11 protein-coding genes are annotated in these 15178 nt (G+C 72.6%); 3 read left to right on the top strand and 8 right to left on the bottom strand.

Going from position 1 to position 15178, the window contains the following annotated elements; genetic code table 11:
* Positions 1 to 121 precede the first annotated feature (121 nt).
* The 5 genes from ACTWJ9_RS08445 to ACTWJ9_RS08465 all read right to left on the bottom strand — a co-directional run bounded on the left by ACTWJ9_RS08445 (position 122) and on the right by ACTWJ9_RS08465 (position 6693).
* Complete coding sequence (locus tag ACTWJ9_RS08445; protein ID WP_279337906.1) at positions 122 to 1414, bottom strand: M50 family metallopeptidase; 1293 nt, start codon at positions 1412 to 1414, stop codon at positions 122 to 124.
* Between the two features lie 8 nt (positions 1415 to 1422).
* A complete protein-coding gene (gene dxr, locus ACTWJ9_RS08450) occupies positions 1423 to 2685 on the bottom strand; it encodes a 1-deoxy-D-xylulose-5-phosphate reductoisomerase (RefSeq protein WP_279333532.1) in 1263 nt (420 codons plus the stop codon).
* An 88-nt stretch (positions 2686 to 2773) separates the two neighbouring features.
* The gene (locus ACTWJ9_RS08455; RefSeq protein WP_279333533.1) at positions 2774 to 4753 is read right to left on the bottom strand and encodes an acyl-CoA dehydrogenase family protein; all 1980 of its coding nucleotides are present in this window, start codon (positions 4751 to 4753) and stop codon (positions 2774 to 2776) included.
* Positions 4754 to 4855: 102 nt separating this feature from the next.
* The gene (locus ACTWJ9_RS08460) at positions 4856 to 5590 is read right to left on the bottom strand and encodes an ABC transporter ATP-binding protein (RefSeq protein ID WP_279333534.1); all 735 of its coding nucleotides are present in this window, start codon (positions 5588 to 5590) and stop codon (positions 4856 to 4858) included.
* Positions 5587 to 6693 (bottom strand): ABC transporter permease, encoded by a 1107-nt coding sequence (locus ACTWJ9_RS08465; RefSeq protein WP_387038999.1) that lies wholly within the window; start codon positions 6691 to 6693, stop codon positions 5587 to 5589. The genes ACTWJ9_RS08460 and ACTWJ9_RS08465 overlap by 4 nt, the downstream gene beginning before the upstream one ends.
* A gap of 169 nt (positions 6694 to 6862) precedes the next feature.
* Here ACTWJ9_RS08465 and ACTWJ9_RS08470 point away from each other — a divergent pair, with 169 nt between their 5' ends.
* From ACTWJ9_RS08470 to ACTWJ9_RS08480, 3 genes are all read left to right on the top strand, one after another.
* On the top strand, positions 6863 to 8152 hold the full coding sequence (locus ACTWJ9_RS08470) for a sensor histidine kinase (RefSeq protein WP_443295523.1): 1290 nt from the start codon (positions 6863 to 6865) through the stop codon (positions 8150 to 8152).
* A gap of 12 nt (positions 8153 to 8164) precedes the next feature.
* Positions 8165 to 8809 (top strand): response regulator, encoded by a 645-nt coding sequence (locus ACTWJ9_RS08475; RefSeq protein ID WP_443295869.1) that lies wholly within the window; start codon positions 8165 to 8167, stop codon positions 8807 to 8809.
* A gap of 224 nt (positions 8810 to 9033) precedes the next feature.
* Positions 9034 to 10047 carry a LacI family DNA-binding transcriptional regulator gene (locus tag ACTWJ9_RS08480; RefSeq protein WP_443295524.1) on the top strand — a complete coding sequence of 338 codons (1014 nt, stop codon included), beginning with the start codon at positions 9034 to 9036 and terminating at the stop codon, positions 10045 to 10047.
* Between the two features lie 67 nt (positions 10048 to 10114).
* On the opposite strand, the gene ACTWJ9_RS08485 is transcribed toward ACTWJ9_RS08480, so the two are convergent.
* From ACTWJ9_RS08485 to ACTWJ9_RS08495, 3 genes are read right to left on the bottom strand one after another with little or no spacing between them, the layout of a single operon-like run.
* Positions 10115 to 10828, bottom strand: a complete 714-nt coding sequence (locus ACTWJ9_RS08485) for a glycoside hydrolase family 12 protein (RefSeq protein WP_443295525.1) — start codon at positions 10826 to 10828, stop codon at positions 10115 to 10117.
* Between the two features lie 35 nt (positions 10829 to 10863).
* The gene (locus ACTWJ9_RS08490; RefSeq protein WP_443295526.1) at positions 10864 to 13131 is read right to left on the bottom strand and encodes a glycosyl hydrolase family 95 catalytic domain-containing protein; all 2268 of its coding nucleotides are present in this window, start codon (positions 13129 to 13131) and stop codon (positions 10864 to 10866) included.
* A complete protein-coding gene (locus ACTWJ9_RS08495; protein WP_443295527.1) occupies positions 13128 to 15095 on the bottom strand; it encodes a beta-galactosidase in 1968 nt (655 codons plus the stop codon). Before ACTWJ9_RS08495 ends, ACTWJ9_RS08490 begins: the two co-directional genes overlap by 4 nt.
* Positions 15096 to 15178: the final 83 nt, after the last annotated feature.

Here is a 15178-nt window from a genome sequence, read left to right on the forward strand (position 1 = left end):
AAACCCACTCAAAGGGCGATGGCCCGGAACTAAAGGGTTCCGGGCCATCGTGAACGGCGGGTGTCCGGCGGATTCGCACCCGGTGGCGGGGCGGGGGTCCGTACCGGTCCGGCCGGTCCGTCTAGGAGATCCGTACCGGGTTCACCACGTCCGCGACGAGGACGAGGAGCGTGAAGCAGACGAAGATCCCGGCCACCACGTAGGCCACCGGCATCAGTTTCGCCACGTCGAACGGGCCCGGGTCGGGGCGGCGCAGCACCCTGGCGAGGTTGCGGCGCAGCGACTCCCACAGGGCGCCCGCGATGTGCCCGCCGTCGAGCGGGAGCAGCGGGAGCATGTTGAACAGGAACAGGGAGAGGTTGAAGCCCCCGAGCAGCATCACGAACATGGCCATCTGCTGTGAGGCGGGGATCTCGAGGGTGGCGATCTCACCGCCGACCCGGGCCGCCCCGACGACGCCCATCGGGGAGTCCGGCTCACGCGGACCGTCGCCGAAGGCCGCGTCCCACAGGGCGGGGACCTTGGACGGCAGGGCGGCGAGGGAGTCGACGGCGTCGCCGACCCGGTCGGTCATCCAGACCACGGACTCCCCGAAGTCCTGTTTGACGACGCCGGTGGCCGCGCTGAAGCCGAGGAAGCCGGCCTTGACGTACTCACCCTCGACGTAGACCCCGTCGGAGTCCTTCTTGGCGACCAGGTTGGTGGCGATCTCCGCCTGGAGGGCGACCTCCCGGCCGTCGCGGTCGACGACGATCGGCACGCTCCGGCCGGCGCTGTCCCGGATGAGGTCGGAGAGGACGCCCCAGTCGTCGGTGCGGACGCCGGCGAAGGAGACGATCTTGTCACCGGCCTTCAGGCCGGCGGCCTCGGCCGGGGACCGGGGGTCGGACTTCTTGCACTCGTCGCGGTTCTCGCTCTGCGAGATGACGCAGGAGGAGACCGAGCTGACCGTCGTGGTCTGCTGCTGGATGCCGAAGCCCATCAGCACGGTGAGGAACAGCACCGCCGCGAGGATCAGGTTCATGAACGGGCCCGCGAACATCACGATGACCCGTTTCCACGGTTTACGTGTGTAGAACAGGCGTTTCTCGTCGCCGGGCTGCAGTTCCTCGAAGGCGGCGGAGCGGGCGTCCTCTATCATGCCGCGCCACGGCGAGGTGGAGCGGGCCTCCAGCCGTCCGTCGGCACCGGGCGGGAACATGCCGATCATGCGGATGTAGCCGCCGAACGGGATCGCCTTGACGCCGTACTCGGTCTCGCCCTTGTTCCGGGACCAGAGGGTCGGGCCGAAGCCGACCATGTACTGGGGCACCCGGATGCCGAAGAGCTTGGCGGTGGAGAGGTGGCCCAGCTCGTGCCAGGCGATCGAGAGCAGCAGGCCGACCGCGAAGACGACTATGCCGAGGATGAACATCAGGGTCGTCATGCACGCGCCTCCGCGCTCGCCGTGAGGGATGTCAGTTCCCGGGTCCTCGCTCGCGCCCAGGTCTCCGCTTCGAGGACGTCGGACACTCTCAGAGAGGTTCCCGTCCGCGGGGTGCCGTGCTCCTCCACCACTCGGGTGACGGTGTCGATGATCCCGTTGAACGGCAGCGCGCCGGCGCGGAACGCCTCCACGCACTCCTCGTTCGCCGCATTGAACACCGCCGGGGCGGTGCCCGCGAGCCCGCCCACGTGCCGGGCCAGGTTCACCGAGGGGAACGCCTCGTTGTCCAGGGGGAAGAACTCCCAGGTGGACGCCTTGCTCCAGTCGAAGACCGGGGCGGCGTCGGGGACCCTTTCGGGCCAGCCGAGGCCGATGGCGATGGGCCCGCGCATGTCGGGGGGCGTCGCCTGGGCCAGTGTCGATCCGTCCGTGAACTCAACCATCGAGTGGACATACGACTGCGGGTGGACGACGACCTCAATGCGATCGAAGGGAATGTCGTACAGCAGGTGCGCCTCGATGACTTCGAGGCCCTTGTTCACGAGGGTGGCGGAGTTGATCGTGATCACCGGGCCCATGGCCCAGGTGGGGTGGGCCAGGGCGTCCTCGACGGTGACGTTCGCCAGTTCGTCCCTGGTGCGGCCGCGGAAGGGGCCGCCGGAGGCGGTGACGACGAGCTTGCGGACGTCCGCGCGGGTTCCGGCGGCCAGGGCCTGGAACAGCGCGGCGTGCTCGGAGTCGACCGGGATGATCTGCCCCGGCTCGGCCAGCCCCTTGACCAGCGGGCCGCCGACGATCAGCGACTCCTTGTTGGCGAGCGCGAGGGTGCGGCCGGCCTCGAGGGCGGCGAGCGTGGGGGCCAGTCCGATGGAGCCGGTGATGCCGTTGAGGACGGTGTGGCAGTCGGAGGCGGCGAGCTGCGCGGCCGCGTCCGCTCCGGCGAGGATCTCGGGCAGCGGTTCCCCCGGCCCGTACCGCGCCGCCAGCGCCTCGCGCAGCGTGCCCACGACGTCCTCGCGTGCGACGGCGACCGTGCGCACCCGCAGCCGGTGGGCCTGCTCGGCGAGGAGGGAGACGCGGCCGCCGTGGGCGGACAGGCCGGTGACCCGGAAACGGTCGGGGTTGCGCAGCACGAGGTCGATGGCCTGGGTGCCGATCGACCCGGTGGAGCCGAGGACCACCACGTCCTTGGGGCCGTCCCCCGCCACGGGGTCGTACACCAGGTGTGGGTCGGCGAGCGGAGCTGGAGCGTCGGTCATGGGGCCTATTGTGTCCGGTCGCGGACGCTGCCGGGGCCCCGCCCCGGCAGCTCGCGCGTCCTGTCCGACGCCCCCGCCCCGGCCCGCCTCAGCGGATCGGCCGGTGCTCGTTGCTCCGTGTGCTGGGGCCGGACGTGGTGTCCGCGATCCAGGGACCGTCGTCCGAAGGGTCGAGGACGCCCTGCTCCAGCCACTCGTAGGTGCCGGAGAGCACGCCCTTGACGACCTTGCGGTCGATGTCGTCGGTGTTGGTCCACAGCCGGCCGAAGAGTTCGTCGACGCGGACGCGGGACTGGCGGCAGAAGGCGTCGGCGAGCTGGTAGGCCTCCCGGCCGTGGTCGTCGCGGCGGCGCAGCAGTTCGGCCCGGACGCAGGCGGCGCTCATCGCGAACAGTTCGGCGCCGATGTCGACGACCCGGCCCAGGAAGCCCTGCTTGGTCTCCATCCGGCCCTGCCAGCGGGACATGGCGTAGAAGGTGGACCGGGCGAGCCTGCGGGCCGTGCGCTCGACGTAGCGCAGGTGCGGGGAGAGGTCGACCTCGTGCTTGAACTCTCCGTAGGTTCCGGGGAGCTGTCCCGGGCCCGCGACCAGCCTGGGCAGCCACTTCGCGTAGAAGACGCCCGCGTTCGCGCCCGCCTTCGCCTTGTCGCCCAGGGTTTTCTCGGGGTCGATGAGATCGCCGGCGACCGACAGATGGGCGTCGACGGCCTCCCGCGCGATCAGCAGGTGCATGATCTCGGTGGAGCCCTCGAAGATGCGGTTGATGCGCAGGTCGCGCAGCATCTGCTCGGCGGGTACCGCCCGCTCGCCGCGCGCCCTCAGGGAGTCGGCGGTCTCGTAGCCGCGTCCGCCGCGGATCTGGACCAGTTCGTCGGCCATCAGACAGGCCATCTCCGAGCCGTACAGCTTGGCCAGCGCCGCCTCGATGCGGATGTCGTTGCGGTTCTCGTCGGCCATCTGGGAGGACAGGTCGACCACGGCCTCCAGGGCGAAGGTGGTCGCCGCGATGAACGAGATCTTCGAGCCGACCGCCTCGTGCAGCGCCACCGGCTTGCCCCACTGCTCCCGGGCCGCCGACCACTCGCGGGCGATCTTCAGGCACCATTTTCCGGCGCCGACGCACATCGCGGGCAGGGACAGCCGTCCGGTGTTGAGCGTGGTGAGCGCGATCTTCAGGCCCTGGCCCTCCTCACCGATGCGGTGGCCGGCCGGGACGCGGACCCGGTGGAAGCGGGTGACGCCGTTCTCCAGGCCGCGCAGGCCCATGAAGGCGTTGCGGTGCTCGACCGTGATGCCCTCGGAGGCGGCCTCCACCACGAACGCGGTGATGCCGCCCCGGTGGCCCTCGCCCTGGGGCACGCGGGCCATGACGACGAGGAGGTCGGCGACCACGCCGTTGGTCGTCCACAGCTTCACGCCGTCGAGGACGTAGCCGCCCTCGCCGTCCGGGACGGCGGTGGTGGCGAGCCGTGCCGGGTCCGAGCCGACGTCGGGCTCGGTGAGCAGGAAGGCCGAGATGTCGGTGCGGGCGCAGCGCGGCAGGAACGTGTCCTTCTGCTCCTGGGTGCCGAAGATCTTCAGCGGCTGCGGGACGCCGATCGACTGGTGGGCGGAGAGCAGCGCGCCGATCGCGGGGCTGGCGGAGCCGACCAGGGCGAGGGCCTTGTTGTAGTAGACCTGCGTCAGGCCGAGGCCGCCGTACTTGGTGTCGATCTTCATGCCGAGGGCGCCGAGCTCCTTGAGCCCGGTGACCACCTCGTCGGGGATCCGCGCCTCGCGTTCGATCCGGGCTCCGTCGATCTTCGTCTCGCAGAAGTCGCGGAGTTTGGCGAGGAACTCCTCGCCGCGCTCGGCGTCCTCGGTGGCCGGAAGGGGGTGGGGGTGGACGAGGTCGAGCCGGAAGCGGCCCAGGAACAGTTCCTTGGCGAAGCTGGGCCTGCGCCAGTCCTGTTCCCGGGCGGCCTCCGCGACCTGGCGGGCCTCACGTTCGGTGACGGTGGGCCGGGCCCCGGAGCGGGGTGGCTGGGGTGTCCGGTGTGTCCTGCGTGATTCGGGTGTTGCGGTCATGAGGCTCACCTCGCCGCGAATCGGGATGCGTGGACGACGGCCCGCGGGGCCGATGTGCATGACCTTGGGGGCCTGCGGGTCGTTTTACGTTACTGACTGGTGCTACTCGTTCGTATGTACCCGATGCGCAGCCGCCCCACCACCCTTTGTGCGTCCATTCGGCTGACCCGCCGGCGTGAGGCGTCCGTCGTGGACCTCGGCGATCCGGTCGGCGGCGGCGAGCAGGGCTCGGTCGTGGGTGACCAGGACGGTGGCGGTCGCCCGTTGGTGGGTGAGCCGGGTGATGAGCTCCATGACGGCTGCGCCGCGTTCGTGGTCGAGGGCGCTGGTGGGTTCGTCGACCAGGAGCACGGTGGGGTCGTTCATCAGGGCGCGGGCGATGTTCACCCGCTGGCGCTGGCCGCCGGAGAGCTGGTGCGGGCGGCGACCGGCCTGGCCGGCGAGCCCGACGGCGTCGAGCAGTTCCATGGCCCGGTCACGGGCGCCGCGCGGCTTTCGGCCGTCGATGTGCGCCATGACCTGGAGCTGTTCGGCGGCGGTGAGGGAGGGCAGCAGGTTCGGCTGCTGGAAGACGATGCCGATGCTGCGGCGGCGCAGGTCGGTGAGGTCGCCCCGGCTCATCCCGGTGGTGGGGGTGCCGTCGACGGTGACGGTCCCGGAGTCGGGTGCGACGAGGGTGGCGGCGACGGCGAGCAGGCTGGACTTGCCCGAGCCGGACGGGCCGACGACGGCGGTGAGGCTGCCCCTGGGCACGTCGAGGCCGACGTGGTCGAGAGCGGTCAGCCGGGAGTCGCCGTCGGGGTAGGTGAGGGTGATGCCGGTCAGTTCGAGGCTCATCGGGCGCTCCCCAGGGCGGTCAGCGGGTCGACGGAGGTGATGCGGCGGATGGAGAGGGCGGCCCCGAGAGTGCCGAGGACGATCATCACGGCGGCGGGGACGAGGACGGTCCCGGGGGCCAGTTCGAAGGGGACGGCCGAGCCGGAGAGGGCGGCGCCGGTCGCGGCGGCGAGAGCGGTACCGAGGAGGGTTCCGCCGGTCAGCAGGACCAGGGCCTGGCCGAGGGCGTCCGTCAGCAGATTGCGGGTGGGGGCGCCCAGCGCCTTGAGGACGGCGACGTCACCGCTGCGCTGGATGGTCCACACGGTGAAGAAGGCGCCGATCACCAGTGCGGAGATCGCGAACAGGAAACCGCGCATCAGCTGCAGGGAGCCGTTCTCGGAGGTGTAGGAGCCGATCGCGGACAGGGAGTCGTCCTTCTCGACGGTCAGGGTGCCGGCGGCCCGGTCGATGGACGCGATGTCCGCGTCCGGGCCGGTGTTCAGGGCGATGACGGTCGCGGTACGGCCGTCGGCGGCGCCGGTGTCCGCGGCGGTACCGGCGGACGGGGTGACGGCGTTCCAGGTGCCGAGCGTGGTCCACACCACCGGGGTGTGGCTGAAGGAGGCGTCCCCGCTCACCGCGGCGACGGTCAGCCGCCGGCCGGCGAGGGTGACGGTGTCGCCCGGCCCGGCCCCCAGTTCGGCGGCGGCGGCGTCGGACAGCACCACCGCGCGGTCGTCGATCCGGTCACTCGCGGGTGCGAGCGGTGAGCCCGCCGGCACACCGAGCACCGAGACCCCGGTGGTCCGTTCCCCCGCGCTCGCCCGGGTGGTGGTGATGCCCAGCGGCTGGGCGCGGGTCACACCGGGCGCCGCCTCCCAGGTCCGCCACTGTTCCTCGGTGACGGTGGATTCGGCGTACGAGAGGTCCTGGCCGTCGGCGGGGGCGGCGAAGGCGATCCGGTCGGCCGGCAGGCCGGTCACGGCCGAGACGTTCTGCCGCGCGAGCCCCGCGGTCAGGCCGGAGAGCAGCCCGACCAGCAGGGTGATCAGCACGACCACGGTTCCCATCAGTGCGAACCGCCCCTTGGCGAACGCGAGATCCCTCCAGGCGACGAACATGCCCCGGCCTGCCCTTTCGATCGGTGGAAGCGACACGTCCCACCCTCGTGGCACGGCCCCGGGCCGGGCATCACACACAGGGCCGGACTTTGCGAATCGAAGGGTCGGGGCGCGGCTCCACCTTTTGATCGATGCCCGGTGAGCGGAGTTCTTCGTAGGGTGGTGGGTGATGAACGTCCTCACTCCCACCACTCGGCCTCTCGCCCGGTGCCTGCATCTGCTCGTGGCCGGGCTCCTCGCCCTGACCGCCGCGCGGGCGCTCGTCACGCACGATCCGCGGGCGGGGGCCGTGGTGACGGTGTGCGCCGCCGTGGCGGGGATCTACGCGGTCGGCCCGCTGACGCCGCTCATGTCCGTCTCCCGCCGGGCCGCCGGGTGGTGGCTCGCGGGGCTGGGCGCGGTCTGGCTGCTGTTGCTGGCGCTGACCCCGGACGCGGTGTGGCTGGCGTTCCCGCTGTACTTCCTCCAGCTGCACCTGCTGTCCCGGCGCGGCGGGCTGGGCGCGGTCGCCGCCACCGCCGTCGCCGCGATCACCGCGTTCGCCGTCCATGAGCAGGCCTTCTCCCCCGCCGGGGCGGTCGGGCCCGCGCTGGGGGCGGCCGTCGCGGTCGCCGTGGTGTGGGGGTACCAGGCGCTGTACCGGGAGAGCGAACAGCGTCGCCGGCTGATCGAGGAGCTCACCGCCACCCGCGCCGATCTGGCCACCGCCCAGCACACCGCCGGTGTCCTGGCCGAGCGTGAGCGGCTGGCCCGGGAGATCCACGACACCCTGGCCCAGGGCCTGTCCAGCATCCAGCTCCTGCTGCGCGCCGCCGAACGCGCGCTGCCGAAGCGGCCCGAGGCGGCCGGCGCGCACGTCGTGCAGGCCCGGCAGGCGGCCGTCGACAACCTCGCCGAGGCCCGCCGGTTCGTGGCCGCCCTCAGCCCGCCCGCGCTGGAGGGCACCACGGTGGCGGGTGCCCTGGAGCGGCTGTGCGCGACCACCAGCGCCCAGCACCCCGTCACGGTCCGCTTCCGCCGTACCGGTACTCCGCTGACGCTGCCCACCGCCGTGGAGGTGGCCCTGCTGCGCATCGCGCAGTCCGCGCTGTCCAACACCGTCCGGCACTCCGGGGCCCGGAGCGGCACGGTCACGCTCTCCTACCTGGACGACGCCGTGGCACTCGACGTGGTGGACGACGGCACCGGGTTCGATCCCGAGCGCCCGGGGGCCCCGGACCCGGCCGCGGGCGGTTTCGGCATCGCCGGAATGCGGGCCCGCACCCGCGCCCTCGACGGTGCCCTCGCCATCGAGTCGTCACCGGGCCGGGGCACCGCGCTGTCCGCCCGCTTCCCCCTCCGGGCCACCGAGGCCGGGAACGAACACCCGGTCCGGGACGAACACCGGAACGGACACCGGGACGCGAACGAGGTCCGGACCGAGAGCGAGTCCCGGTCCCGGGACGGAAGCGAGGTGTGACCGGTGAACGACATCCCCGCCCCCAGCCCCACCCCCATCCGCATCCTCATCGCCGACGACCACCCGGTGGTCCGCGCGGGCCTGCGCGCCGTTCTGGAGACCGAGCCCGGCTTCAGCATCGTCGGGGCCGCCGCCACCGCCGAGGAGGCCGTGACCCTCGCGGCGGCCGGCGGGGCCGACGTCGTCCTGATGGACCTGCAGTTCGGCGCCGGAATGAACGGGACACAGGCCACCGCCGCCATCACGGCCCGTCCCGGGGCGCCCCGCGTGCTGATCGTCACCACTTACGACACCGACGCCGACACCCTCCCGGCCATCGAGGCCGGCGCCACCGGATACCTGCTCAAGGACGCCCCACCCGAGGAACTGGCCGCCGCCGTCCGCACCGCCGCCGCCGGACGCACCACGCTCGCGCCGACGGTCGCCGACCGGCTGATGAACCGGCTGCGCACACCGCACGCCGCACTGACCCGGCGCGAGACGGAAGTGCTCTCCCTGGTCGCCGAGGGACTGTCCAACCAGGCCATCGGCGCGCGGCTGAACCTCACCCAGGCCACCGTGAAGTCGCACCTGGCCCACGTCTACGCGAAACTCGACGTGGACTCCCGTACGGCCGCGGTCGCCGCCGCTCTCGCGCTGGGCGTCATCCGCCGCTGAGAGCGGGCCGGGGCCCCTCGGCGCCGTACCGGAGGGCTCGTGGGAACCTGACGGGGTCGGGGACGGCTCGTACCCCGCCCTCGGGGCGTCGGGAGAGAAGTCCGTCGAAGCGCTTCGACAGCGTATGGACACCCGCTCCTGCTGGCATTACTGTCGGACCACCCCCATTGCCCCCTGTACGTACGGCGCACTGTCGAAGCGCTTCACAACAATTGGAGAGCTGGATGGTCACCCTCGCCGAGGTCGCCCAGCACGCCGGAGTCTCGGCGAGCACGGTGAGTTATGTCCTCAGCGGCAAGCGGTCCATCTCCGCGACCACCCGCCGGCGGGTCGAGGAGAGCATCCGTCGGCTCGGGTACCACCCGAACGCCGGGGCCCGCGCCCTGGCCAGCAGCAGGTCCAACGTCATCGCGCTGATGATCCCGCTGCGGACGGACATGTACGTGCCGGTGATGATGGAGATCGCCATCGCGGTGGCCACCACGGCCCGCACCCACGGGTACGACGTGCTGCTGCTCACCGGCGAGGAGGGCCCCGACGCGGTGCGCCGCGTCGTCGGCAGCGGACTCGCCGACGGGATGATCCTGATGGACGTCGAGCTCGAGGACGAGCGGCTGCCGTTGTTGCGGGGGGACGGGCGGCCGTCGGTGCTGATCGGGCTGCCCGCCGACACCACCGGCCTGACCTGTGTGGACCTCGACTTCCGGGCCACCGGCGCGCTCTGCGTGGAACACCTGGCGGCGCTGGGGCACCGCGACGTCGCCGTCATCGGCGAGGCCCCCGCGGTCTACGAACGGCACACCGGCTTCGCCGAGCGCACCCTCGACGGGCTGCGCTCGCAGGCGCGGGACTCGGGGGTGCGGCTGCTGCACCGGCCGTGCGAGGGCGGGTACGCCGCGATGGCCGTGACCCTCGCCCGGATCCTCGACGAGCGTCCGGGCACCACGGCGTTCGTCGTGCAGAACGAGTCGGCGGTCGAACCGCTGCTCGCCCTGCTGCGGCAGCAGGGCCGGGCCGTGCCGGAGGACGTCTCGGTGGTCGCGATCTGCCCCGAACAGGTCGCCGTCCAGGCCTCGGTGCGGCTGACCTCGGTCGTCATCCCCGCGCAGGAGATGGGCCGGTACGCCGTGGAGCACCTGGTCGCCAAGCTCGACGGGCGGGGTGACGAGGAGGTCGTCCTGATCGCGCCCGAGCTGACGGTACGGGCGAGTTCGGGCCCGGCGCCCGCCCGCGCGTAGCTCCTCCCGCCCCGTCCCGCTCCTCCGCCGTGTGGGCAGCCGGCTGCCCACACGGCGGAGGCAGCAGTCAGCTGCTGCTGACCGTCAGGTTGTCGGTGCGGAAGTCCAGGCCACCGGGCGACGACGTGATCTCGTAGCCGAACTGCACGTCGCCGATGGTCTCGTTGCCCATCCAGCCCTTGGTGTCCTTGATCCAGTCGAGGATCGGCAGGATGTCGACGGTCCCGGAGGTGGAGTTGGACGTGCGCAGGAACGAGAAGACCTGGTTGGCGCCGTTGTCGCCCTTGTAGACGTTCCAGGTGTGGCCGCCGAGGCTGACCGTGCCCTGCGCACTGCCGAGCGGGCCGACGGGACCGTACCGGTTGACCCAGAGCATGATCTCGTAGTCGTGGTCCGTGTCCCAGATGTCGTACGACGTGTTGTACGCACCCGCGGACGGGACGGTGACGTTGTAGCTGCTGGTCAGCGAACGGAGCGAGTCGATGGGCTTGTTGACCACCTTCTTGGCGTTCGGGTACGACTTGATGCCGCCGGTGCCCGGGTGGTTCGCCCACGTGCCCCAGTTGGTACCGGAGTTGGCCCAGACGCACTGGCTGCCGGCGCCGGAGCCCCAGATGTTGTTGTACAGGATGTAGCCGTTCAGGGTGGTGTTGCCCCACTGGTCGCAGGAGCTCCAGATCGCGGCGTGGGCGGGGGCGGAGGCCAGGCCGACGGTGAGGCCGAGGGCGAGGGCGGGCGCTGCCAGGACCGTGCCGATCCTGCTCGGGATGCTTGGTGCCATCGGGGTCCTTCCATGGGTGGGGGGAATCGCTGGGGTCACCGCGCCTTCAGGGTGAGGACGCGGTCTTCGTGGGCGACGAGGTCGAGGGGCTCGGCGCCGTCGGAAGTCCGGAGTTCGATGCGGACGGTGCGGGTGGGACGCAGCACGGCGGTGGCGCCGTCCGGGGCCCAGGTGAGGTCGAGTGCGGCGCCGAACCGGGTCCGCACCCCGCGCAGCGAGCCGCGCGGATACGCCGGTGGCGGTGCGGGCAGCAGGACCAGCCGGCCGGGGGTGGACTGCACCAGCGCCTCGATCAGCACGGCGGGGAGGGTGTGGGCGGCGTCGGCGTTGTAGACGTGGCGGTGCGGGTAGTGCGCGCTCATCAGCGAGTAGTGGAAGAAGTCACCGCCGAGGACGCGGTCGAGGGCGCTCTCGACCCGGTCGGCGTCGCGGAGGCGGGCGGCGATCAGGGCGTGGTGCAGATGGCCGTGCGCGGAGTCGTTCTCGGGTCCGCGCAGTTCCAGGGCGCGGTGGGCGGCGGCGGCCAGGTCCGGGGTGTCGTAGGGGGTGATCTCGTCCAGCGGCCAGACGCCGTAGAGGTGGCTGAGGTGGCGGTGGTCGTAGGAGTCCGCCAGCTCCGGCCGGGCCCATTCGGCGAGCGCCCCGTCGGCGTTGACGCGGTGCGGCGGGATCCGGTCGGCGAGCGCCCGCCAGCGGTGTGCGTGCTCGGGGTGGTACGCGGCGGCGGTCAGCAGGGCGTGCCGGGCCGCGGAGAGGTCCATGGCCGCGTCGAGCGCGCCCCAGCTCGCGTTCGCCGGACGGTTCTCGGGCGAGTAGGAGGGGACCACGACCAGTCGGCCCTCGTCGTCGGTGCGGGTGAGGAAGTCCTCGTAGAACAGGGCGACTTCGGCGAGCGCCGTCGCGGTGCGCGGATCGCGCTCGCCGTGGGTCTCGTCGTGGTCGACGAGGGGCTTGAGGAGCCAGTCGGCGCCGGCCGTCCACAGGTGCAGGGGGTACTCGCGGCTGAAGTGGTAGGAGTGCCCGGACTCGCCGTCGCTGTGCGCGGGCGCGACCACGCCCCGCGTGCCGAAGACCGCGCGGGCGTTGTCCCGCCAGTCGGGCAGCTGGCGGTGGACCAGTGCGGCCAGCGCCTCGGTGACCTCGGGGAGGGCGGCGGCAGCGGCGGAGGCGGTCTGGAGGTTGAGGTTGGCGTCGTTGGTGAAGGCTCCGGACCAGGCGGTGTCCCATGTGCCGGTCCACAGTCCGGTGAGGCGGGGCGGGAACAGGCCTCCGGAGGACAGCAGATGGTAGCGGCCGGCCGCGAAGAGACGTTCGAGCAGCGCGGCGCTGTGCGGTCGGCCCAGCAACTCGGAGCCCGGCAGGGAGCGTTCGGCCGGGTCGGCGGCGAGGTCCAGGGCGACACGGTCGTAGGCGGTGCGGTGCGGGGGCAGATGGCGGGCCAGGAGGTCGTCGTACGGGTCCGGTCCCTCGCCGAGCAGAGCGCGCAGGGCGCGGCCCTCCGCGACCACGTCCGCCTCCCCGGTGTGCCGCCGCACCCGGGTGAGCAGCAGGACGGACCGCGCGCCCTCGACGCGCACCCCCCACGGGGCCGGTGTGGTCGTGCCGCCGGTGACGACGGCCAGGGTGACGCCGGTGTACGCGAGGTCGCCGTCCGGGTACCGGGCGCGCAGGCTCAGCAGGGCGCCCTCGGGGGTGAGGACGGCGCCGTGGCCGACGCCCAGTGCGGTGGGGGCACCGGGGAGGCGGTGGTCCAGGGTGATGCCGAGGACGGGGCCCGGCTCCGTGACGTGCTGGACGACGACGTCGTCGGCGCGGGAGACGAAGACGCGGCCGGTCCGGCCGGCGCGGGTCGTGCCCGTGACGCCGGTGGTGAAGTCGACCGTGCGGCGGTACCGGGCCGGACCCTCGCCCCGGCCGCCCCGTCCATCGCCCCGGCCGCCCCGTCCGTCACCCCGACCACCCGGGTCGTCGCCCGGGCGGCGCAGGCGCACCTGGAAGGCCGGGTGGAAGGGCCGTACCCACCGGAGCGGGCGGCCGTCGGTGAAGTCCTCGGCGGCGGTCAGGTCGCCGGAGAGCAACCGGTCCTGGAGGGCGGGGAGTTCTTCGGCCAGCCGGGGCGGCAGCCGGTGTTCGTCCCCGTCGCCGTCCGGGCGGACCAGGGTGTGATGGGTGACGACGACCCGTTCGTCGTCCGGGTCACCGAACACGAGGGCGCCGTGGCGGCCGTTCCCGCTCAGGAAGCCGTCCTCCCAGCGGGTGGCGGGCCGTGGTTCCCAGGTTCCGTGGACGGGTGTGGTGCTCATGGCTTCAGCACCGCCACTCCGTGGCGGCCGAGGGTGAGCTGGTCTGTCACGGTCGTCTCCGTCAGCACGTCGCGGTGGCTGCCCGGCACGTCGACGACGACCGGTTCGCGGCCGTGGTTGAGCAGGAACAGCAGCTCCCCCCGGCGTACCGCCTCGACCTGGTCCGGGAGCCCGTCGAGCACCGGCCGCACCCCCGCGCCCGCGGCGATCCGGGCCAGCAGCTCGCGCAGCGCCCCGGGCTCGGGGAGCGTGGAGACGTACCAGGCGCGGCCCTTGCGCAGCACGGCGGGCAGTCCGTCGAGTTCCCCGCCCTTGTAGGGCGTCGTCTCGTCGGCGGTGCCGTCGGCCTCCAGTTCCTCGGACCACAGGGTGCCGCGGAAGCCCTCGCACTCGACGGTCTCCCCCGCCTCCAGCGGCCACCACTCGTGCAGGGTGCGGATGCCGAGGAGTTCCCGCAGCCGGGCGTCCATGCCGCCGGGCCGCACCCGGTCGTCCTCGTCGGCGATGCCCGTCAGGAAGCCGCAGACGAGGGTGCCGCCTCCGCGTACGTACGCCAGCAGGTTCTCCACGGCCGCGTCGGTGAGGAGGTAGAGCTGGGGCACGACGACCAGCGGGTGGGCGGACAGGTCGTGTTCGGGGTGGGCGAAGTCGGTGGTGAGGTGGGCCTGCCACAGGGCCCGGTGCCAGGCGCGGAGCACGCCGGGGTGGTCGACCTCGTGGGAGGGCCGGGCCTCCTGGTCGCCCGCCCACCAGGAGTGCCAGTCGTGCAGCACGGCGACCTCGGCGGCGCGGTGCCGGCCGGCCACGTGCGGGGCGATCCGTGCCAGGTCCGCGCCGAGCCGTGCGACCTCCTGGTACGTGCGGCCCTGCTCGCCCGCGTGGCTCACCATCGCGGAGTGGAACTTCTCCGCGCCCTGCCGGGACTGGCGCCACTGGAAGTAGCAGACGGCGTCCGCGCCGCGCGCCACGGCCTGCAGGGACCACAGCCGGTTGAGGCCGCGGGGCTTGGGGTGGTTCACCCTGCGCCAGTTGACCGGTCCGGCCGCCTGCTCCATGAGTATCCAGGGGCCGCGCGCCTGGGAGCGCGTCATGTCCTGGACCAGGGCGCCCTCCTGCGCTCCGGAGGGGTCGCGCGGGTCGGGGTAGAGGTCGACGGAGACGACGTCCTCCTCCTCGGCCCAGCGCCAGGCGTCCTGCCCCGCCCACAGCGGCATGAAGTTGGTGGTGACCGGGAGGTGCGGGGTGTGCCGGCGGACGATGTCGCGTTCGGCGGTGTAGCACTCCAGGAGCATGTCGGAGGTGAACCGTCTGAAGTCCAGCAGCTGGGTGGGGTTCTTCAGGTAGTGCGGGCGGCGGGGTGGCAGGACCTCGGCCCAGTCGCCGTAGCCCTGGCTCCAGAACGCGGTGCCCCAGGCGGTGTTGAGGCCTTCGAGGGTGCCGTACCGGTCGTGGAGCCAGTCGCGGAAGCGGGCGGCGGCCTGGTCGCCCCAGTCGTAGGTGCAGTACTCGTTGTTGATGTGCCACATGGTCAGGGCGGGGTGGCCGGCGTAGCGGGCGGCCAGGTCCTCGGTGAGGGCGGCGGCGTGCCGGCGGTAGGTGGCGCTGGAGTGCGAGAAGTGCTGTCTGCCGCCCCACTCCTCGGTCCGGCCGTCCTCGTCGCGGGGCAGGGTGTCCGGATGGAGGTGTCCCATCCAGGGCGGCGGCGAGGCGGTCGGGGTGGCGAGGACGACGCCGATGCCGGACGCGTGCATGAGGTCCATCAGCCGGTCCAGCCAGCCGAAGTCCCGTGCGCCTGGCTGGGGTTCGATCCTCGACCAGGAGAAGACGCCGAGTGTCACGGAGTTGACGCCGGCCTGCCGCATCAGGCGGACGTCCTCGGGCCAGGTCTCCTCGGGCCACTGCTCCGGGTTGTAGTCGCCGCCGTAGAGGATGCGCCCGCGGGTGGCGTCGCCCAGGCCGGGCATCAGCCGCGCTCCCCGAGCGGGGCGGGGGACGTACGGGGGGTGCGGGACGCGTGCATGGTCCACCTCGTTCTGCGGGTGCCGGG

The sequence above is a fragment of the Streptomyces sp. GDS52 genome (genome assembly GCF_052246875.1).
Classification (GTDB): Bacteria; Actinomycetota; Actinomycetes; order Streptomycetales; family Streptomycetaceae; genus Streptomyces; species Streptomyces cathayae.